The organism is Streptomyces avermitilis MA-4680 = NBRC 14893, assembly GCF_000009765.2.
GTDB lineage: Bacteria > Actinomycetota > Actinomycetes > Streptomycetales > Streptomycetaceae > Streptomyces > Streptomyces avermitilis.
Window position 1 is genome coordinate 8,793,185 of the sequence record NC_003155.5, and the last position, 18,984, is coordinate 8,812,168.

Here is an 18,984-nt window from a genome sequence, read left to right on the forward strand (position 1 = left end):
GGAGGCAGCTGTGCACATCCTGCTCGTGGCCAGCGCGTTCAACAGCCTCACCCAGCGCGCCCATGCCGAACTGCGGGACCGTGGCCACACCGTGGCGGTGGAACTCGCCCTGCCCGGCGGCTCGTTGCCGGAGGCCGTGCGGCGGCACGCCCCGCAGCTCATCCTGGCGCCGATGCTGAAGACCGCGATCCCCAGGGAGGTGTGGTCGGCGCACACGTGCCTCGTCGTCCATCCGGGGCCCGTGGGTGACCGCGGACCGTCCTCTCTCGACTGGGCGATCCACGAGGGCGCCGACCAGTGGGGTGTGACGGTCCTTCAGGCCGACGAGGAAATGGACGCCGGTGACGTGTGGGCGTCCGTTCCGTGCCTGCTTCCTCCGGTGTCCAAGAGCGACCTGTACCGGGGCGAGGTCGCCGACGCCGCGCTCGCGGCCGTCCTGCTCGCCGTGGAACGCTTTGCCACCGGAACCTTCGTTCCGCGCAAACAAGCCGACCAAGCCGGCCAAGGCGGCGGCCAAGGTGGTGGCGAAGCCGACCAAGTCGGCCAAAGCGTGGCACGCCCGGAAGGCGCCCACCCGCGCACCCGTCCGTACCTCGACCAGAGCGTCCGACGGATCGACTGGGCCGAGGACTCCACACGGACCGTCGTACGCAAGCTGCGGGCCGCGGACTCCCAGCCCGGTGTGCTGGACGTGCTGCTCGGCGACGCGTGGTATCTCCACGGCGGCCACCCGGAGAGCGTGTTGCGTGGCCACCCCGGCGAGCTGCTGGCCACCAGGGCCGGGGCGATCTGCCGGGCGACGAAGGACGGCGCCGTATGGATCCCCGAGCTGAGGCCCCGGCGTGCGCCCGGGCAGCCGCCGACGTTCAAACTGCCCGCCGTACAGGCCCTCGGCGACCGGCTTCCTCCACTGCGAGAGCACACCGTGCCCCTGTTCCCGGACGCGCGGCACCCTACGTGGACGGACATCCGCTACCGGGAGGAGGGGAACGCGGGTTTCCTCTCGTTCTCCTTCCCCGGCGGCGCGATGAGCACCGCGCAGTGCCGACGCCTGCTGGACGCCTACCGGGACGCGTGCACGCGACCCACATCGGTGCTGGTGCTGGGCGGCGAACGGGACTTCTTCTCCAACGGGATCCACCTCAATGTCATCGAGGCCGCGGACGACCCCGGTGCCGAGTCCTGGGCGAACATCAACGCCATCGACGACCTCGTCGAGGCGGTCCTGACGACGACGGACCGGCTGGTGGTCTCGGCCGTCGCGGGCAACGCCGCGGCCGGCGGGGTGATGCTCGCCCTGGCGGCCGACGAGGTGTGGTGCCGCGCGGGAGCCGTGCTGAACCCGCACTACCGTCTGATGGGCCTGTACGGCTCGGAGTACTGGACGTACACCCTGCCGCGCAGGGTGGGGCCCGCGGCGGCCGAACGACTCATGCGCGAGGCGCTGCCGGTGAGCGCGGCAAGCGCCCGGCGTACGGGACTCGTCGACCGGGTGATGGAGTGCGGCCCGCAGGAGTTCGCCGCGGAGGTCGGCCGCCTGGCGGCTCGCCTGGCGGCGCTGCCGGGAACCGCGTCACGGATCACCGCGAAGAAGAGGGAGCTGGACCGGCAGGAGAGCGTCATCCCGCCGGCCGCTTTCCGCGAGCAGGAGCTGGCCCGGATGCGCCGGACCTTCCTGGACCCGGACGCCCCGTATCACGCGCTGCGTCGCGCGTTCGTCCGCAAGGAGCGGCCTCGGCGCACCCCGCCGCATCTCAGCCCCGCCGCGGTTGCGCCATCGGGCCAGATCCCCTCCGAGGCTCACGTCACTGGAACGGCCCCCCACGGCGTCTCACCGCGACCGGATGGCTGGTACGAAGAAAGCTGACGGTCGAAATACGGACTTTCACCCCATACCTCCCTAGGAGGCGGTCCCATGACTGCGGCAACGCCGGACACGGTCGGCGCTGCGGACGCCGGAGGTGCGCCCGCCGACGAGACACCCACGATCCACATTCTCTGGATCAACGCAGGGCTGAGCTGTGACGGCGACTCGGTCGCGCTGACGGCGGCCATGCAGCCGAGCATCGAGGAAATCGTGCTCGGCGTTCTGCCAGGTCTGCCGAAGATCGCCGTCCATTGGCCGCTCATCGACTTCGAGTGTGGTCCGGTCGGTGGCTCGGACACGTTCATCGAGTGGTTCTTCAAGGGGGAGCGGGGCGAGATCGACCCGTTCGTGCTGGTGGTCGAGGGGTCCATCCCCAATGAGTCGATCAAGCCGGAGGGCTACTGGTGCGGTTTCGGGGACAACCCGGAGACCGGCCAGCCGATCACCACCAGCGAGTGGATCGACCGGCTCGCGCCCAAGGCGCTCGCCGTCGTCGCCATCGGCACCTGCGCCACCTACGGTGGCATCCACGCCATGGCCGGCAACCCGACCGGGGCGATGGGCGTGCCCGACTACCTCGGCTGGGACTGGAAGTCGCAGGCCGGCATCCCCATCGTGTGCGTCCCCGGCTGTCCGATCCAGCCCGACAACTTCTCCGAGACGCTCACCTATCTGCTCTATCAGGCGGCCGGCGCCGCCCCGATGATTCCGCTGGACGACAAGCTGCGTCCGACCTGGCTCTTCGGGGCCACCGTGCACGAGGGCTGTGACCGTGCGGGCTATTACGAACAGGGCCAGTTCGCCCTGACGTACGACTCTCCGAAGTGCCTGGTCAAGCTCGGCTGCTGGGGCCCCGTCGTCAAGTGCAACGTGCCCAAGCGCGGCTGGATGAACGGAATCGGCGGCTGCCCGAACGTCGGCGGTATCTGCATCGCCTGCACCATGCCCGGCTTCCCCGACAAGTTCATGCCCTTCATGGACGAACCCCCCGGCGCGAAGGTGTCGAGCAGCGCCAGCGGCGCCTATGGCGCGGTGGTCCGCAAGCTGAGGACCCTCACGGCCCGGACCGTGGACAAGGAGCCCAAGTGGCGCCACACCGGAGACCGGATCACCACCGGGTACCGGCCACCGTGGTGAAGCCCCGCCGCACCTGACCCGCCCCCGAGATTCGTGCAACTCCCCACACTTCCCGCGCAACGAAGGGCACGGCACAAACGATGGCATCGACGACGAAGGCGGCCGGCGACGGCAGTGGCCTGGTGGAGATGGCCTGGGACCCGATCACACGGATCGTGGGCAGCCTGGGCATCCACACCAAGATCGACTTCAAGCAGAAGCGGGTCGCGGAGTGCTACAGCACCTCGTCGGTCTTCCGCGGCTACAGCGTCTTCATGCGCGGCAAGGACCCCCGCGACGCGCACTTCATCACCAGCCGTATCTGCGGGATCTGCGGGGACAACCACGCCACCTGCTCGGTGTACGCGCAGAACATGGCCTACGGCGTGAAGCCCCCGCACCTCGGTGAATGGATCATCAACCTCGGCGAGTCCGCGGAGTACATGTTCGACCACAACATCTTCCAGGAGAACCTGGTGGGGGTCGACTACTGCGAAAAGATGGTCAAGGAGACCAACCCCGGTGTCCTCGAACTCGCCGAGCGCACCGAAGCGCCGCACGCCGGGGACCACGGCTACCGCACGATCGCCGACATCATGCGGTCGCTGAACCCCATCGAGGGCGACTTCTACCGCGAAGCCCTACAGGTGAGCCGCTACACCCGGGAGATGTTCTGCCTCATGGAGGGACGCCACGTGCATCCCTCCACGCTCTACCCGGGCGGCGTCGGCACGATCGCCTCCGTGCAGCTCTTCACGGACTACCTCAGCCGCCTGATGCGCTACGTGGAGTTCATGAAGCGCGTCGTGCCCCTGCACGACGACCTGTTCGACTTCTTCTACGAGGCACTGCCCGGGTACGAGGAAGTGGGGCGCCGGCGCGTTCTGCTCGGCTGCTGGGGAGCGCTCAACGACCCCGAGTACTGCGACTTCACCTACGCCAACATGACGGACTGGGGCCGACGCATGTTCGTCACCCCCGGGATCATCGTCGACGGCAAACTCGTCACCAACGACCTCACCGAGATCAACCTCGGCATCCGCATCCTGCTGGGCAGTTCCTACTACGAGGACTGGCAGGGGCAGGAACAGTTCGTCACCCATGACCCCCTCGGGAACCCGGTGGACCCGCGGCACCCGTGGAACCAGCACACCATCCCGGCCCCGCAGAAGCGGAACTTCGACGACAAGTACAGCTGGGTCATGTCGCCCCGGTGGTTCGACGGCAAGGACCACCTGGCCCTGGACACCGGTGGCGGCCCCATCGCCCGCCTGTGGTCCACCGCCCTGTCCGGCCTCGTCGACACCGGCTACGTGAAGGCCACCGGCCACAGCGTGGTCATCAACCTGCCGCGCACCATGACCAAGCCCGAGACCACCTTCGAATGGAAGATTCCGCGCTGGAGCAACGCGCTGGAACGCAATCGCGCGCGCACCTACTTCCAGGCCTACACCGCCGCCGTCGCACTCCACTTCGCGGAGAAGGGACTGGAGGAGGTCCGGGCCGGACGCACCCAGACCTGGGAGAAGTTCGAGGTGCCGGACGAGAGCATCGGCGTCGGATTCACCGAGGCGGTACGCGGCGTCCTCTCCCACCACATGGTGATCCGCGACGGCAAGATCGCCAACTACCACCCGTACCCGCCCACCCCCTGGAACGCCAGCACCAGGGACTCCTTCGGCACGCCCGGCCCGTACGAGGACGCCGTGCAGAACACGCCGATCTTCGAGGAGAACACGCCGGAGAACTTCAAGGGCATCGACATCATGCGCGCCGTGCGCAGCTTCGACCCCTGTCTGCCCTGCGGTGTCCACATGTACGTCGGCGGAGGAAAGACGGTGCAGAAGATGCATGTGCCCACCGGGCTGAGCGGACTGGGCGGATGAGCGCGGTATCGGCGACGAACCGCGTGACCGCCGAGCAGACCGGGCGCCGTATCGAGGACGTACTGGACCGGCTGGCCGCCACCGGCGACCCGGCGGCCGGCGCGGCGGCCGAAGAACTCGTCCGGACCCTCATGGAGTTCTACGGCTCAGGCCTGGCCCGCATCCTCCACCTGCTGTCCTCCGCCCCCGGCGGTCCACGGCCCCCGGGCGACCCCCTGGCGGCCCTGCTCGGCGACGAACTGGTCGCGAGCCTGCTCGTCCTGCACGACCTCCACCCCGAGGACCGGGACGTCCGGATCGCCAGGGCCCTCGACAGCGTCCGCGACCAGGCTCTGGAAGTGGTGGCCTTCGACGAGACGAGCGGGACCCTGCGGCTGCGGACCCGGGCGGGCGCGGGCTGCGGCTGCGCCGGCACCGGCACGGCCGCCGTCCAGGCCGCCGAGGACGCGCTCGCCTGCTTCGCACCGGAGGTCACGGCCGTCGAGATGCAGCCCGCCGCCGCCCCCGGGGAGCCCGCCCTGCTCCAGATCGGCACCGGCCCGAATTCCGGCGCCGTGGCCCGTCCGGCAGCGGCGAAGACCGCATGAGCGGGACCCGGACACCCGCCCGGGCCCCCGGCCCGGGCCCGCGCGCCCCCGGCCTGCGCAGGTTCCTGACGGAGCGTCCACCCCGCCAGGAGCGGTGCGAGCTGTGCGCGGTGGCGGTGGCCGAGGCCGACCACCGCCACCTGGTCGACATCGAGAAACGGGCCCTCGTCTGCGCCTGCGTCTCCTGCGCACTGCTGATGGAACAGCCGGGAGCCGCCGCGGGCCGCTTCCGTGCCGTCCCGAACCGGTACCTCACCGACCCGGACCACCGCCTCGACGACGGTGCGTGGGAGGCGCTCCAGATCCCGGTCGGTGTCGCCTTCTTCTTCCGCAACGCGGCGCTGGACCGGCTGGTCGCCCTCTACCCGAGCCCGGCCGGAGCCACCGAGAGCGAACTCGAACCGTCCGCCTGGACGACGGTGCTCGGTGACAGCCGCCTCGCCGTGCTGCTCGAACCCGATGTGGAGGCACTGCTGCTGCGCCGCACCGACGGCCGGTGCGAGTGCTACCTCGTACCGATCGACATCTGCTACGAACTGGTCGGCCGTATGCGCCTGCTGTGGCAGGGCTTCGACGGCGGCGCCGAGGCCCGGGCCGCCCTGGAGACGTTCTTCGAGCACGTCGTGCGACGCGCCAAGCCCGTACGCGAGGTGGGCAGGCCGTGACGGAGTTCTCCTTCGAGTGCACCGGCGTACGCGCCGACCGGTACGCCGCCGGACCGACCCTCCTGTTCCGGCTGCGCGTCACCGCGGCCGACAACGCCCGCGTGCACGCACTCGCGCTGCGCTGCCAGATCCGTATCGAACCCGCCCGGCGCGGCTATGAGTCCGCCGAGGCCGACGGTCTCGCCGACCTCTTCGGCGAGCGCTCACGCTGGGGCAACACCCTCCAGCCGGTGCAGTTCGCGCAGGTCTCCCTGATGGTCCCCGGCTTCACCGGAGAGACCGAAGTCGACCTCGTCGTGCCCTGCACCTACGACATGGACATCGCCGCGACGCGCTATCTGGCCGCGCTCAAGGGCGGCGAGGTTCCGCTGCTGATGCTCTTCTCCGGCACGGCGTTCACCGGAGCCGCCGGGTTCCGGGTCGAGCCGGTTCCGTGGGACCGGGAGGCGGCCTTCCGGATGCCGGTCTCGGCCTGGCGGGAGATGGTCGAGCAGCACTTCCCCGGCTGCGGCTGGATCCGGCTGCCCCGCGACACCATGGACGCCCTGCTCGCCTACCGCTCACAGCGGGCGCTGCCCTCCTGGGAGGCGACCGTGCGGGCTCTTCTCGAGGAGAAGGGCACCACGGACCCGCCCCGGAAGGACCCCTACCTCGCGCTCACCCGAACGACCGGAGGGACGGATCTGTGACCGTGACCGCGTTCGCCGCGCAGACCGAGGCGCGGTTCGCCCTCGCCCGGCAGGTGGCCGACGCCGTTCTCTTCGAGGGCTATGTGCTCTACCCGTACCGGGCCTCGGCGGCCAAGAACCGGCTGCGCTGGCAGTTCGGGGTGCTGGTACCGCCCGAGTGGGGTGCCGACTGCGAAGAGCACGACTTCCAGCACACCGAATGCCTGATGGAACCGAAGGCGGGCGCGACGCTGTCGGTCGAGCTGCGCTTCCTGCGCGCCCGGCGGCGGACCGTGCAGCGGATCCGCCCGGACGGCGGCTTCGACACGGTTCCCGAACTCCGGCTCGACGACCGGGTCCTGGTTCCCTGGGACGAGGGAGCCGAGGAGCGCGTCGAAGTGGTCGCGGCGGTGGACGAGCTCCTGGGCGACGGTGTCACGGTTCCCTTCACCCGCCCCGCCCTGGAGGAGGACGAGCCGGTTCTCGACGCGACGGGCCGGCCCGTCGGCCGCCTGGTCCGGCGCTGCGAGGAGATCAGCGGCGCCGTGCGGCTGTCCGCCCGCGAACTCGACGGGCCCTACCGGACGCTGCGGCTGACCGCCGTGGTCGAGAACACCTCCACCTGGACACCTCCACAGGGCCGCAGCGCCGACCGGGACGCGGCGCTGCCGCACTCCCTGGTGGCCACGCACCTCCTCATGGCCCTCAGCGCCGGATCGTTCCTGTCGATGACCGATCCGCCCGAGTGGGCGAAGGGCGCGATCGCCACCTGCCGCAACCTGCACACCTGGCCCGTACTCGCCGGCGAACCCGGCCGCGCGGACCTGGTGCTGTCCTCGCCGATCATCCTGGAGGACCACCCGGCGATCGCTCCGGAAAGCCCGGGAGCGCTCTACGACGCCACCGAGATCGACGAGATCCTCGCGCTGCGGACCGCCGCCCTCACCGACGAGGAGAAGCGCGAGGCCCGGGGCACCGACGAGCGGGCGGCCGCCGTGATCGACCTCGCGGACTCGATGCCGGCCGAGGTTCTCGAACGCCTGCACGGGGCGGTGCGGAGCCTGCGTGAGGTGACCGCCCCGCCGAGCGCCGCCGGGCCGGCCGCCGGAGGGTTCCCGGACGAGTACGGGGTGCGGCGCCCGGACACCCCGTGGTGGGACCCGGCGAGCGAGGCCGGCTTCGACCCTCAGCACGACCGGGTCGTCGTGGACGGCCGCTCGTTGGGCGCCGGAAGCCGCGTACTGCTGCGACCGGGCCTGCGCCGCACCGACGCACAGGACCTGTTCCTCCAGGGCCGCAGCGCGCAGGTCGAGGCGGTTCTGCACGACGTCGACGGCGGGGTGCACCTGGCGGTGACGGTCGAGGGCGATCCGGGCGCCGACATCCGCCGTGAGCAGGGGCGGTTCCTGTACTTCCAGCCCGACGAGGTCACACCGCTGGAGGACGACGCATGAGCGGTCCCCGGGAGGTGCCCCCAAGGACCCTCGTCGCCGGCATCGGGAACATCTTCCTCGGGGACGACGGCTTCGGTGTGGAGACCGCGCGCAGGCTCGCCGAGCGGCAACTGCCCGCACACATCGAGGTCGTGGACATCGGTGTGCGCGGGGTGCACCTCGCCTATCAGCTCCTGGACGGCTACGACACCCTCATCCTCGTGGACGCCACGGCACGCGGCGAAGCCCCCGGCACGCTGTACCTGATCGAGCACGACAGCCCCGGTGGAGGCGAGCCCGAGGGAGCCCCCGTGCTCGACGGCCACCGGATGACCCCCGACACCGTCCTGGCACTGCTGGACACGCTCTGTGCCGGTACCGGCGGACAGCCGCCGCGGCGCACCCTGATCGTCGGCTGCGAACCGGCCTCGGTGGAGGAGGGCATCGGTCTCAGCCCGCCGGTGTCCGACGCCGTACCGGAGGCCGTCCGGCTGATCGACGAGTTGCTACGGGCCGACGAGCCGGGAGAGTCCGCGCCGCGGGCCACGGCCGACGGAGCCGCGAAGTGAGGAGAGACGCGATGAAGAAGACCATCATCTGCGGCGTGGCCGGCGCCGTCCTGGCCGCGCTCGTCAGGCTGGCACTTCCCGACGTCAGACGCTACTGGCGGATCCGCAGGATGTGACACGCCGCCCGTTCGAGCGCGCCGCGCCGTTGCGGCGAACGGCGTACCCCGGCGGCCGACGACGGCGTGCCGGGCTGTCGAGCCCCGACAGCCCGCCTCTAATGGAGGCCGGCGGGCCGAGCACGGCACACCTTCCCGCGCGGACCGGGCGGCCCGGTGCCGCCCGCGACAGCGGTGGTGGAAGCCGGCCCCTGGGAGGACAGAGACCGATGCACGAGATGTCCGTCGCGCTGGCCGTGATCGACCAGGTCGAGCAGGCCGCGCAGCAGGCCGGCGATGTCACGGCGGTGCGCTCGGTACGACTCCAGGTGGGTGAACTGGCCGGTGTCGTACCCGATTCCCTCTCCTTCTGCTTCGAACTGGCCTGCGCCGGAACCGTGCTGGAGGGCGCCGACCTGGTCACCGAAGAGGTGCCGGGGCGGGCCCGCTGCGCACCCTGCGCGCGCGAATGGTCCGTCGGCATGCCGCCCCGGCTGAGCTGCCCCGAGTGCGGCGGGGCGAGAGTCGACCTGCTCTCCGGCCGTGAACTACAGATCGTCAGCGTGCACTGGGAGGACGGCCGGACGCACGCGCAAACCCGCGAACCGATCTCCGAGGAGCGCTGAACCATGTGCCGTGTGGTCGACCTGCACCAGGCCGTGCTCGCCAAGAACGACGCGAGCGCGCACACTCTGCGCGCCGAACTGGCGGCTCGCGGCACCGCGGTGGTCAACCTGTTGTCCAGCCCCGGCAGCGGAAAGACCGCGCTGCTGGAACGCGAACTGCTGCTGGCACGGGAGCGGTCGGTGCCCGTCGCCGCGCTGACCGCCGACCTCGCCACCGAGAACGACGCGAGACGGCTGGCGCGTTCGGGCGTACCGGTCAAGCAGGTGCTCACCGACGGGCTGTGCCATCTGGAGGCCGGGATGCTCAGCCGGCACCTCGACGGATGGCTGCCCGACAACACCCGGCTGCTGTTCGTGGAGAACGTCGGCAACCTGGTCTGCCCGGCCTCCTACGACCTGGGCGAGACTCTGAGAGTCGTCCTCGCCTCCGTCACCGAGGGCGAGGACAAGCCGCTGAAGTACCCCACCGCGTTCGGTCTCGCCCACCTGGTCGTCGTCACCAAGACCGACATCGCCGAGGCCGTCGACTTCGACGAGGCCGCGTTCCGCGCGCACGTCGAGCAGGTCAACCCAGGAGTCGAGGTGCTCCTGACCTCGGCACGCCGGGGCCGGGCGATCGGCGCGCTGCTCGACAGGGCGCTGGCGGCCGCGGACGGCGCGCCGCTCCACAGGCCTGTCATGGCCCGACGGACGGATGTCCTCGGACCCGCCGGCCCCGCGCACGACCACGGCCACGGCGACGGCCATGAGCATGCCCACACCGGCCCCGCGCACGATCACGGCCATGCCCACCCGGACGGTACCGGCGCCATGGCCCAGACCCGCTCGTGAGTGGTCCGCGGCCCTCGGCCGTCGTCCCCGGTGACATGCCGCGGCGCCGTCGGGTCACCGTTCGGGGCGTGGTGCAGGGTGTGGGCTTCCGGCCGTACCTGTACGGCCTCGCCACCGAGCTCGCCCTGGCCGGACATGTGACCAACACGCCGGAGGGCGTCGTCGTCGAAGTCGAGGGAACACCCTCGGCCGTCGACCGGTTCTGCGACCGGATCGCCGCACAGGCGCCCCCGCTGGCCCGCGTGGAGTCCGTCCACCACCAGGACCTGCCCGCCACGGGCGGCGGCGCGTTCACCATCCTCGCCTCCCGTGCCGACGGGCCGGTACGCACCCTGGTCTCCCCGGACATGGCCACCTGCGCCGACTGCCTCGACGAACTGGCCGACTCCGCCGACCGGCGCTACCGCCATCCCTTCGTCAACTGCACCCACTGCGGCCCGCGCTTCACGATCGTCACCGGTGTTCCCTACGACCGCGCCCACACCACCATGGCCGGCTTCGCGATGTGCCCCGACTGCGCCCGGGAGTACGCCGATCCGGCCGACCGCCGCTTCCACGCCCAGCCGGTCGCCTGCCCCGCCTGCGGTCCGAGCCTGCGTCTGCTCGTTGGCCGGCAGCCGCTCGACGGACGGCCGCAGAGCGTCGCCGGGGCGGACCCGGTCACCGAGGCCCGCACGCTTCTGGCGCGCGGCGCGATCCTCGCGGTGAAGGGACTGGGCGGCTACCACCTGGCCTGCGACGCCTCGGACCCCGCAGCCGTCGCCCTGCTGCGCCGCCGTAAGGCCCGCGGGGACAAACCGTTCGCCGTCATGGCCAGGAGCGCGGACGACATCGAGCACCTCGTCCGGCTCGGTCCCGAGGAGCGAAGCCTGCTGGAGGGCGGCACCAGGCCCGTCGTGCTGCTGCGTCGGCGTACGGACCCCTCGTACCCGGCAGGAGCACCGCGGCCGGCCGAGGCCGTCGCGCCCGGCAGCCCCGACCTCGGCGTGATGCTCCCGTACACGCCCCTGCACCATCTGCTGCTCGGTCTGCCCGGCGACGCCGAAGGGCCCCGGCTGCTCGTCATGACCAGCGGCAATGTGGCCGGTGAGCCGATCGTCACCGACGACGCGGAGGCACTGGAGCGGCTGGCGCCGCTGGCCGATGCCTGGCTCACCCACGACCGGCCGATCCAGGTGCCGTGCGACGACTCCGTGGTCCGCGTCAGTGACGGAAAGCCGCTGATGATCCGCCGAGCCCGCGGCTACGCCCCGCTGCCGGTGCCCCTCCCGCTGTCCGTCCGGCCGGCCCTCGCCGTCGGCGGGGACCTCAAGAACGCGTTTTGTCTCGGGGAGGACCGGCGGGCCTGGCTGTCCGCGCACATCGGCGACATGGACGACCTCGGCACCCAGCGAGCCTTCGGGCGCGCCACGGCGCAACTGGAGTCCGTCACCGGCGTGCGGCCCAGCATGCTGGTGGCCGACCGGCACCCCGGCTACCGCTCCGCCCGATGGGCCGACCGGAACGCGGCCGGGCGGCCCGTCGTACGCGTCCAGCACCATCACGCCCACGTGGCCGCCGCGATGGCCGAACACGGGCTGGAGGGCACCCGGCCGGTGATCGGAGTGGCCTTCGACGGCACGGGCCACGGCGACGACGGCGCCGTGTGGGGCGGGGAGATCCTGCTCGCGGACTACGACGGTTTCACCCGGTTCGGGCACCTCAGGTACGTCCCGCTGCCCGGTGGTGACGCCGCCGTGCGCCGGCCGTACCGCATGGCGCTGGCCCATCTGCGCGCCGCCGGGATCGGCTGGTCGGACGACCTCGCCTGTGTGGCCGCCTGCCCGCCCGACGAACGCCGCGTGCTGGAACGCCAACTGGAGCGAGACCTGAACTGTGTCCCCACCTCCAGCATGGGCCGGCTCTTCGACGCCGTGTCCTCGCTCGCGGGCGTGTGTCACCGGGCCGGGTACGAGGCCCAGGCCGCCGTCGAGCTGGAGGCCGCCGCGCTGAACGCGCCCGTCGAGGACGTCACCGCCTACGCGTTCGCCCTCCGGGCGTCGGAGCCGGACGGGGGCGGCGCGGTACGGGCCGACCCGGCACCCGTCCTCGCGGCGATCGTCGGTGACCTGCGAGCGGGCACCGAACCGGCTCTGGTCGCGGCCCGCTTCCACCGGGCCGTCACCGGTCTCGTGCACCGGATCTGTGTGCGGGCCCGCGAGCGTCACGGGCTGGACACGGTGGCCCTGACCGGAGGCGTGTTCGCCAACACCCTGCTCTCCTCGGCCTGCGCCACGGCCCTGCGCGAGGACGGCTTCACGGTGCTGCGGCACCACCTGGTCCCGCCGGGCGACGGCGGTCTGGCGCTCGGCCAGCTCATGGTGGCCGCCCGTGACACGGCCCGGACCGCGACCACCGGCTGAGGACTGTCCCGGCAGCACCGGGCGACGCGCGACCCACAGCAAGACAGCAAGGAGAGGCCCATGTGCCTGGCGGTACCCGGCAGAGTGCTGGACATCGAGGAACGTGACGGCACCCGAATGGCCACCGTCGACTTCGGCGGTGTGGTCAAGGAGGTGTGCCTGGAGTACCTGCCCGACCTCCAGGTCGGCGAGTACGCCATCGTCCACGTCGGGTTCGCACTGCAACGCCTGGACGAGGAATCGGCGAAGCAGACGCTCGAACTCTTCGCCCAGCTCGGCATGTTGCAGGAGGAGTTCGGCGACCCCTGGGAACAGGCGGCGGAAGCGGGCGGGGCCACCCCGCCCGTGGGCGACGCCGTCATCGAGGAGGTGCGGAAGTGAAGTACATCGACGAATTCCAGGACCCGGAACTGGCGCGCCGGCTCCTCGACGACATCCACTCCACGGTGACCAGGCCGTGGGCCCTGATGGAGGTCTGCGGAGGTCAGACGCACACCATCATCCGGCACGGCATCGACCAACTCCTCCCGGAACAGGTCGAGTTGATCCACGGCCCGGGCTGTCCCGTGTGCGTGACCCCGCTGGAGGTCATCGACAAGGCTCTGGAGATCGCCTCCCGGCCGGAGGTGATCTTCTGCTCCTTCGGTGACATGCTCCGTGTGCCCGGCACCGGTCGCGACCTGTTCCAGGTACGCAGCGAAGGCGGCGATGTACGCGTCGTCTACTCGCCGCTCGACGCCCTGCGGATCGCGCGGCAGAACCCGGACCGCGAGGTGGTGTTCTTCGGCATCGGCTTCGAGACGACGGCACCCCCCAACGCCATGACGGTCCATCAGGCCCGTCGGCTCGGCATCCCGAACTTCAGCCTGCTGGTGTCCCACGTCCGGGTGCCGCCCGCCATCGAGGCGATCATGTCGGCGCCGAACTGCCGCGTCCAGGCCTTCCTCGCGGCCGGGCACGTGTGCAGCGTGATGGGCGTGGGGGAGTACCCGGAACTGGCCGAACGCTTCCGCGTCCCGATCGTCGTGACCGGGTTCGAGCCACTGGACATCCTCGAAGGCGTACGCCGCACCGTTCTCCAGCTGGAACGGGGTGAGCACACCGTCGACAACGCGTACGCCCGTGCCGTCCGCCCGGAGGGCAACCCGGCCGCGCAGGCCATGCTCGAGGATGTCTTCGAGGTCACCGACCGGGCCTGGCGAGGCATCGGTGTGATCCCCGACAGCGGCTGGCGGCTGTCACCCAAGTACCGCGACCACGACGCCGAGTACCGCTTCTCGGTCGACGGGATCCAGACGCGCGAACCGGCCGAATGCCGCAGCGGCGAGGTTCTGCAGGGAATGCTGAAGCCGCACGAGTGCGAGGCCTTCGGCACCGTCTGCACACCCCGTACCCCCCTGGGAGCCACCATGGTCTCCAGCGAGGGCGCCTGCGCCGCGTACTACCTCTACCGGCGACTGGACATCACCACCGCCGCCCGGGAGGCGAGCCCCGTTGTCTGAGACCACCGATCTCCGCGGGCCGGCGACCCTCGAGGCCTGGACCTGTCCCGCCCCGCTGCGTGACCGGCCGCGCGTCGTCATGGGCCACGGCGGAGGCGGGGCACTCTCCGCCGAGCTGGTCCAGCACGTCTTCGCCCCCGCCTTCGGGGGAGAGGTGCTCGCCCAGATGGGTGACGCCGCCGCTCTCTCGCTGGGCGGTGTCCGGCTGGCGTTCTCCACCGACTCCTTCGTGGTGCGGCCGCTGTTCTTCCCCGGCGGCAGCATCGGCGATCTCGCCGTCAACGGCACCGTCAACGACCTCGCCATGAGCGGCGCCCGCGCCGCCTACCTCTCCTGCGGATTCATCCTGGAGGAGGGCGTCGAAGTGGAGGTGGTCGCCCGGGTGGCCGAGGCGCTGGGGGCGGCGGCGCGCACCGCCGGCGTCGAGGTGGCGACCGGCGACACCAAGGTGGTGGAGGCAGGACACGGCGACGGGATCTTCATCAACACGGCGGGCATCGGCCTCATCCCGGCGGGCGTCGATCTGCGTCCGCAGCGGGTCGTCCCCGGCGACGTCGTCATCGTCAGCGGTGCCATCGGCGTACACGGTGTGGCGATCATGAGCGTCCGCGAAGGCCTGGAATTCGGTGTGGAGATCGAAAGCGACTGCGCGGCGCTCGGCGGCCTGGTCGACGCCATGCTCGCCGTCACCCCGGATCTGCATGTGCTGCGCGATCCCACGCGAGGGGGGCTGGCGGCCGCGCTGAACGAGATCGCGGCGGCCTCCGGCGCGGGGGTGGTCGTCCGGGAGCGCGACGTCCCGGTTCCGCCGGCCGTGGCCAACGCCTGCGCCATTCTGGGCCTGGACCCCCTGTACGTCGCCAATGAGGGCAAGCTGGTGGCCTTCGTGCCGCGCGAGCACGCCGACGCGGTCCTGGGCGCGATGCGGGCCCACCCGCTGGGTGCCGACGCCAGGATCATCGGCGAGGCGGTGGAGGCCCACCCAGGGATGGTGGTGGCCCGGACGGGACTGGGCGGCACCAGGGTCGTCGACCTGCCGATCGGCGAGCAGTTGCCGCGGATCTGCTGAGACGCGGCTCCGCCCGGCGAGGAGAGGACCGGGACGGCCGGGGTGGCGCCGAGCGGGCGGCGCTAACCCGGCCGATGCCTGGACGGCGGGTCCTTGGGGTCCACACCGGTGTAGGAGGAAGCGTCCTTGCTGCCGCTGGGCCGCTGGGAGCGACCCCTGCGGCCGGTGTCCTGCCTGCCCTCTTCGGACTCCTCGGCGTACTCCTCGCCGCGCGCGCTGCCGCTCTTCGCGGTCTCACCGGGAACGGACTTCGTCTCCTCCGCGGACTTCGTCCGGCCCCGGCCCCTGTCGCCGGCGTGTTCGGCTGGGTGGAAGGAGCGGTGAGCGCTCGGGTTGTCCTGCTGACGGGTCTCATCCACATCAGGTGACCAGCCGTGCTGCCCGGTACCCCGGTGACGACTCGGGCCCTCCCCGTGCGACGGCTCGGACGAATGTGATTTCTTCGGCATGGGCCGACCTGCCTGTTCAGTGTGGGAGCGCCGGCTGCGCGTCTCCGCGATGGGGAAATTCTCCCACTATGTGATGCATTGGTCACATTGTTGTCCGGTGCGGACGGGTTCCGGACAGGCCGGGATCGGTTCCGGATTCCGGTTCCGTTTCGGGTTCGACGGTGCCTCGTCCGGCGCGGGCGGCGCGGTCACCCGCGCGCGGGCATGTGTCGCCGGCCGGCCCTGGGGTACTCGCGGCGCCGGCGGAAGACAGGGATGACCGGTAGGCCGGTACCCCGACGGCGCAGGAAAGCTTGGTACCCCCGTGCTCTCCCGGGGCGGGGGCACCAGCCTGCGGCGCGGCGGTGGACACCGGTGTACGGTGTCCACCGCCGCGCCGGATGCCAGGGCCTCAGCCCCGGCGTCGCTACGGGGTTCACGACCTCCCGGGGCCGCCGCTGCCGAACGAACCGCCGGCGCCCTCGTCCCAGCGTGGCCGCTGCTGGTTCTCGCTCGGTTTGCTTCCGGACGCGTGGAGGTCGTGCGGGGTGAGCCGTTCGCTCTCGTTCGCCGCCCTGGGGACCTCGTCGGGCTCCCGCCTCTGTCGCGTCTCGTGAACCGGCCCGGACTCCGGCAGCGTGGGCTGCTCCTCGCGTCGGGGCGGTCCCGGCTCGCGGCGGCGCACCTTGGTGCCGAAGCGCACCGCCCACACCAACGCGCCGACGATGACCAGACCGCCGACGAAGGCGGCGAACATTCCGAAAGCGGCATTCGAAGCAATTGCCTCATAGTGGGTCGTGTTCATTTCTGTCGAGTACCCCGGACCTCGGCGGCGATACCCCACAGCCCTCCGATGGTGGACAGGCGCACGCGAGCGGTCCGGTGCGCGGGCTCCGGGACGGCGGCTCCGGCACGGACGGTGATCGTGCGGGTTCGCACAGCGCGCGTCCTCGTCGGCGCCGGGTTTTTTCACGATGTCCCTGAAGTGCGCGAACGTGTGGACGGGCTCAGCCTGGACAGGCGGGCCGCACGGCATCCAGTCATCCCGAAAGGCAGCGAACAGATGGGCAGCCAGAACGGCGACGACCTCATGGGCGACGAGGTGTACCAGCCCGAGGGCCCCGAGGACCGGGAGGACGAGGGCATCCTCGACCCGGAGGACACCCTCGGCGACCGCGGATCGGACCCGTACGACGAGGGATGGTCGCCGCCCGAGCGTCCGCTCGGCGTCGAGCACGAGGGCACGACCGCGCGCGAGCAGCGGGAGGGCGAGAGCCTGGACCACAGGCTGGCCGAGGAGCGGCCCGATCCTGCGCTGGAGGAGTTCGGGGATCCCGCGGACGCCGACGATCCGGGTGACCTGCGCGACGGCGAGGGAGAGCCCCTCGACGACGAGGTCGGCGACGAGCCGGCGGGCCGTCTCGTCGCCCTCGACGAGGGTGTACGCGAGGAGGCGGAGAAGGACCTGCTCGCCGAGGACGACGCGGAGAAGGATCTGCTCGCCGAGGACGTCGGCATCGACGGCGGCGCGGCTTCCGCGGAGGAGGCGGCCGTCCACCGCGTCCCCGACGAGGACGACTATCCGCTGTAGGGCCGGTGGCCCCTGTCCGGAGGTGTTCCATGGATTCCCACACCGAGCCCGGCGTCGCGGCGCCCGACCCTCACCGCTCCGAGGTCACTCTGCGGGTCAACGGCAAGCTGTACACGCTCACCGTGGACCACCGTTCCGTCCTCCTGGACGTCCTGCGGGAAGACCTCGACCTCACCGGCGCGAAGAAGGGCTGCGACCACGGCCAGTGCGGTGCCTGCACGGTCCTCGTGGACGGCCGCCGGGTCAACAGCTGTCTGCTGCCGGCGGTCGCCCAGGACGGCCGCGACATCACCACCATCGAGGGGCTCGCCGGCACTGGTGAGGTCGTCGGCGAGGAGGGACTCGCCGGCGGCGACGGTCTCGTCGAGGGCGGCGGCGCCGGACTCCATCCGCTCCAGCGGGCCTTTCTGGAGCGGGACGCCTTCCAGTGCGGATACTGCACGCCCGGACAGATCTGCAGCGCCCTGGGCGCCCTGGCGGAGGCGGAGGCGGGCCACCCCTCCCGCGTCACCGACCCCGCCAGGCCCTCCGGGCAGCCCGTACCGCTCGGCAGGGACGAGATCCGCGAGCGGCTCAGCGGCAACCTCTGCCGCTGCGGCGCGTATACGCACATCGTCGAGGCCGTCGAGGACGTGATCCGATGAAGCCCTTCGCCTACGTACGTGCCGGCAGCGTCCAGGAGGCGGCCGACGCCCATGCCTCCCGGCCCGGCGCGCGCTATCTCGCCGGCGGTACCAATCTCGTCGACCTGATGAAGCTCGGCGTGGAGCAGCCGGCCGCTCTCATCGACGTCAGCCGGCTGCCGCTCGACACCGTGGAGGAACTGGCCGACGGGTCGCTGCGGATCGGCGCCACCGTCCGCAACAGCGACCTCGCCGCCCACCCCTTGGTCCGTGACCGCCATCCGGTGCTCTCGCAGGCCCTCCTCGCCGGGGCCTCCGGGCAGTTGCGCAACGTGGCCACCACCGGCGGCAACCTGCTCCAGCGCACCCGTTGTCCTTACTTCCAGGACGTGACCAAGCCGTGCAACAAGCGGGCGCCGGGCACCGGTTGCGGCGCCCGCGACGGGGTCCACCGCGATCACGCGGTGCTCGGCCACTCGGAGCACTGCATCGCCACGAACCCCTCCGACATGGCGGTCGCGCTCGCCGCCCTCGACGCGCGCGTGGAGCTGTACGGCGCCGACGGCGAACGCTCCGTCCCGGCAGCCGAGTTCCACCGGCTGCCCGGCGACCGCCCCGAGCGGGACACGGAGTTGCGCCCCGGCGAACTCATCACCGGTGTCGTCCTCCCCGCCGCGTCGGCCGGACTTCCCTCGCTCTACCGCAAGGCCCGCGACCGCGCCTCGTACGCCTTCGCTCTCGCCTCGGTGGCGGCGGTGCTGCAGGTGCGGGACGGCGTGGTCGAGCACGTGGGGATCACCTTCGGCGGGCTGGCCCACCGGCCCTGGCGGGCCCGGCGCGCCGAGGAGGCGCTGCTGGGTGCCGCCCCGACCCGGGCCGCGTTCGAGCACGCTGTGGATCTCGAACTCGACGCCGCCCGGCCGCTGCGCGACAACGCCTACAAGGTGGACCTGGCCCGCAATCTCGCCGTCGACGTCCTGGCCCGGCTCACACCGCCCGGCGGGGCCTGAACCGGCGCCCCACAGG

20 protein-coding genes are annotated in these 18,984 nt (G+C 71.6%); 18 read left to right on the forward strand and 2 right to left on the reverse strand.

Annotated features, from left to right (window positions below):
- Nucleotides 1–10 precede the first annotated feature (10 nt).
- From SAVERM_RS37820 to hypE, 15 genes are all read left to right on the forward strand, one after another.
- Nucleotides 11–1,867 (forward strand): hydrogenase maturation protein, encoded by a 1,857-nt coding sequence (locus SAVERM_RS37820; RefSeq protein ID WP_037647125.1) that lies wholly within the window; start codon nucleotides 11–13, stop codon nucleotides 1,865–1,867.
- 48 nt (nucleotides 1,868–1,915) lie between these two features.
- Nucleotides 1,916–3,004: an NADH-quinone oxidoreductase subunit B family protein gene (locus tag SAVERM_RS37825; protein WP_010988761.1), complete on the forward strand. Its 1,089-nt coding sequence runs from the start codon at nucleotides 1,916–1,918 to the stop codon at nucleotides 3,002–3,004.
- An 80-nt stretch (nucleotides 3,005–3,084) separates the two neighbouring features.
- Nucleotides 3,085–4,869, forward strand: a complete 1,785-nt coding sequence (locus SAVERM_RS37830) for a nickel-dependent hydrogenase large subunit (protein ID WP_010988762.1) — start codon at nucleotides 3,085–3,087, stop codon at nucleotides 4,867–4,869.
- Complete coding sequence (locus SAVERM_RS37835; protein WP_010988763.1) at nucleotides 4,866–5,456, forward strand: hypothetical protein; 591 nt, start codon at nucleotides 4,866–4,868, stop codon at nucleotides 5,454–5,456. Before SAVERM_RS37830 ends, SAVERM_RS37835 begins: the two co-directional genes overlap by 4 nt.
- A complete protein-coding gene (locus tag SAVERM_RS37840) occupies nucleotides 5,453–6,121 on the forward strand; it encodes a DUF5947 family protein (RefSeq protein ID WP_010988764.1) in 669 nt (222 codons plus the stop codon). The genes SAVERM_RS37835 and SAVERM_RS37840 overlap by 4 nt, the downstream gene beginning before the upstream one ends.
- On the forward strand, nucleotides 6,118–6,810 hold the full coding sequence (locus tag SAVERM_RS37845) for a DUF6084 family protein (RefSeq protein ID WP_010988765.1): 693 nt from the start codon (nucleotides 6,118–6,120) through the stop codon (nucleotides 6,808–6,810). The genes SAVERM_RS37840 and SAVERM_RS37845 overlap by 4 nt, the downstream gene beginning before the upstream one ends.
- The gene (locus tag SAVERM_RS37850) at nucleotides 6,807–8,243 is read left to right on the forward strand and encodes a hypothetical protein (protein ID WP_010988766.1); all 1,437 of its coding nucleotides are present in this window, start codon (nucleotides 6,807–6,809) and stop codon (nucleotides 8,241–8,243) included. The genes SAVERM_RS37845 and SAVERM_RS37850 overlap by 4 nt, the downstream gene beginning before the upstream one ends.
- Nucleotides 8,240–8,791: a hydrogenase maturation protease gene (locus SAVERM_RS37855; RefSeq protein ID WP_010988767.1), complete on the forward strand. Its 552-nt coding sequence runs from the start codon at nucleotides 8,240–8,242 to the stop codon at nucleotides 8,789–8,791. Before SAVERM_RS37850 ends, SAVERM_RS37855 begins: the two co-directional genes overlap by 4 nt.
- Nucleotides 8,792–8,802: 11 nt before the next feature.
- Nucleotides 8,803–8,907, forward strand: coding sequence for a DUF6893 family small protein (locus SAVERM_RS46010; protein WP_371859494.1), 105 nt, complete (start codon nucleotides 8,803–8,805; stop codon nucleotides 8,905–8,907).
- 209 nt (nucleotides 8,908–9,116) lie between these two features.
- Nucleotides 9,117–9,512 (forward strand): hydrogenase maturation nickel metallochaperone HypA, encoded by a 396-nt coding sequence (gene hypA, locus SAVERM_RS37860; RefSeq protein WP_010988768.1) that lies wholly within the window; start codon nucleotides 9,117–9,119, stop codon nucleotides 9,510–9,512.
- A gap of 3 nt (nucleotides 9,513–9,515) precedes the next feature.
- Nucleotides 9,516–10,343: a hydrogenase nickel incorporation protein HypB gene (gene hypB, locus SAVERM_RS37865; RefSeq protein ID WP_010988769.1), complete on the forward strand. Its 828-nt coding sequence runs from the start codon at nucleotides 9,516–9,518 to the stop codon at nucleotides 10,341–10,343.
- Nucleotides 10,344–10,378: 35 nt separating this feature from the next.
- Nucleotides 10,379–12,745 carry a carbamoyltransferase HypF gene (hypF, locus tag SAVERM_RS37870; protein WP_010988770.1) on the forward strand — a complete coding sequence of 789 codons (2,367 nt, stop codon included), beginning with the start codon at nucleotides 10,379–10,381 and terminating at the stop codon, nucleotides 12,743–12,745.
- A gap of 60 nt (nucleotides 12,746–12,805) precedes the next feature.
- On the forward strand, nucleotides 12,806–13,126 hold the full coding sequence (locus tag SAVERM_RS37875; RefSeq protein WP_010988771.1) for a HypC/HybG/HupF family hydrogenase formation chaperone: 321 nt from the start codon (nucleotides 12,806–12,808) through the stop codon (nucleotides 13,124–13,126).
- On the forward strand, nucleotides 13,123–14,247 hold the full coding sequence (gene hypD, locus SAVERM_RS37880; protein ID WP_010988772.1) for a hydrogenase formation protein HypD: 1,125 nt from the start codon (nucleotides 13,123–13,125) through the stop codon (nucleotides 14,245–14,247). The genes SAVERM_RS37875 and hypD overlap by 4 nt, the downstream gene beginning before the upstream one ends.
- Complete coding sequence (gene hypE / locus SAVERM_RS37885) at nucleotides 14,240–15,316, forward strand: hydrogenase expression/formation protein HypE (protein WP_010988773.1); 1,077 nt, start codon at nucleotides 14,240–14,242, stop codon at nucleotides 15,314–15,316. The genes hypD and hypE overlap by 8 nt, the downstream gene beginning before the upstream one ends.
- 62 nt (nucleotides 15,317–15,378) lie before the next feature.
- On the opposite strand, the gene SAVERM_RS37890 is transcribed toward hypE, so the two are convergent.
- Together SAVERM_RS37890 and SAVERM_RS37895 are read right to left on the reverse strand one after the other, a co-directional pair.
- A complete protein-coding gene (locus tag SAVERM_RS37890; protein ID WP_010988774.1) occupies nucleotides 15,379–15,765 on the reverse strand; it encodes a hypothetical protein in 387 nt (128 codons plus the stop codon).
- 415 nt (nucleotides 15,766–16,180) lie between these two features.
- Entirely contained in the window at nucleotides 16,181–16,549 is a 369-nt protein-coding gene (locus SAVERM_RS37895; protein WP_037647128.1) for a DUF6479 family protein, read from the reverse strand.
- A gap of 258 nt (nucleotides 16,550–16,807) precedes the next feature.
- Between SAVERM_RS37895 and SAVERM_RS37900 the strand changes: the two genes are divergently transcribed.
- From SAVERM_RS37900 to SAVERM_RS37910, 3 genes are read left to right on the forward strand one after another with little or no spacing between them, the layout of a single operon-like run.
- Complete coding sequence (locus tag SAVERM_RS37900) at nucleotides 16,808–17,335, forward strand: DUF5709 domain-containing protein (RefSeq protein ID WP_010988776.1); 528 nt, start codon at nucleotides 16,808–16,810, stop codon at nucleotides 17,333–17,335.
- Nucleotides 17,336–17,364: 29 nt separating this feature from the next.
- The gene (locus tag SAVERM_RS37905) at nucleotides 17,365–17,979 is read left to right on the forward strand and encodes a (2Fe-2S)-binding protein (RefSeq protein WP_037647130.1); all 615 of its coding nucleotides are present in this window, start codon (nucleotides 17,365–17,367) and stop codon (nucleotides 17,977–17,979) included.
- Complete coding sequence (locus SAVERM_RS37910; RefSeq protein WP_010988778.1) at nucleotides 17,976–18,968, forward strand: FAD binding domain-containing protein; 993 nt, start codon at nucleotides 17,976–17,978, stop codon at nucleotides 18,966–18,968. Before SAVERM_RS37905 ends, SAVERM_RS37910 begins: the two co-directional genes overlap by 4 nt.
- Nucleotides 18,969–18,984 lie beyond the last annotated feature (16 nt).

Coding starts and splice junctions, on each gene's coding strand:
- SAVERM_RS37825 (WP_010988761.1), top strand. CDS start 1,916: ATGACTGCGGCAACGCCGGACACGGTCGGCGCTGCGGACGCCGGAGGT.
- SAVERM_RS37830 (WP_010988762.1), top strand. CDS start 3,085: ATGGCATCGACGACGAAGGCGGCCGGCGACGGCAGTGGCCTGGTGGAG.
- SAVERM_RS37835 (WP_010988763.1), top strand. CDS start 4,866: ATGAGCGCGGTATCGGCGACGAACCGCGTGACCGCCGAGCAGACCGGG.
- SAVERM_RS37840 (WP_010988764.1), top strand. CDS start 5,453: ATGAGCGGGACCCGGACACCCGCCCGGGCCCCCGGCCCGGGCCCGCGC.
- SAVERM_RS37855 (WP_010988767.1), top strand. CDS start 8,240: ATGAGCGGTCCCCGGGAGGTGCCCCCAAGGACCCTCGTCGCCGGCATC.
- SAVERM_RS46010 (WP_371859494.1), top strand. CDS start 8,803: ATGAAGAAGACCATCATCTGCGGCGTGGCCGGCGCCGTCCTGGCCGCG.
- hypA (WP_010988768.1), top strand. CDS start 9,117: ATGCACGAGATGTCCGTCGCGCTGGCCGTGATCGACCAGGTCGAGCAG.
- hypB (WP_010988769.1), top strand. CDS start 9,516: ATGTGCCGTGTGGTCGACCTGCACCAGGCCGTGCTCGCCAAGAACGAC.
- hypF (WP_010988770.1), top strand. CDS start 10,379: ATGCCGCGGCGCCGTCGGGTCACCGTTCGGGGCGTGGTGCAGGGTGTG.
- SAVERM_RS37875 (WP_010988771.1), top strand. CDS start 12,806: ATGTGCCTGGCGGTACCCGGCAGAGTGCTGGACATCGAGGAACGTGAC.
- SAVERM_RS37890 (WP_010988774.1), bottom strand. CDS start 15,765: ATGCCGAAGAAATCACATTCGTCCGAGCCGTCGCACGGGGAGGGCCCG.
- SAVERM_RS37895 (WP_037647128.1), bottom strand. CDS start 16,549: ATGAACACGACCCACTATGAGGCAATTGCTTCGAATGCCGCTTTCGGA.
- SAVERM_RS37900 (WP_010988776.1), top strand. CDS start 16,808: ATGGGCAGCCAGAACGGCGACGACCTCATGGGCGACGAGGTGTACCAG.
- SAVERM_RS37905 (WP_037647130.1), top strand. CDS start 17,365: ATGGATTCCCACACCGAGCCCGGCGTCGCGGCGCCCGACCCTCACCGC.
- SAVERM_RS37910 (WP_010988778.1), top strand. CDS start 17,976: ATGAAGCCCTTCGCCTACGTACGTGCCGGCAGCGTCCAGGAGGCGGCC.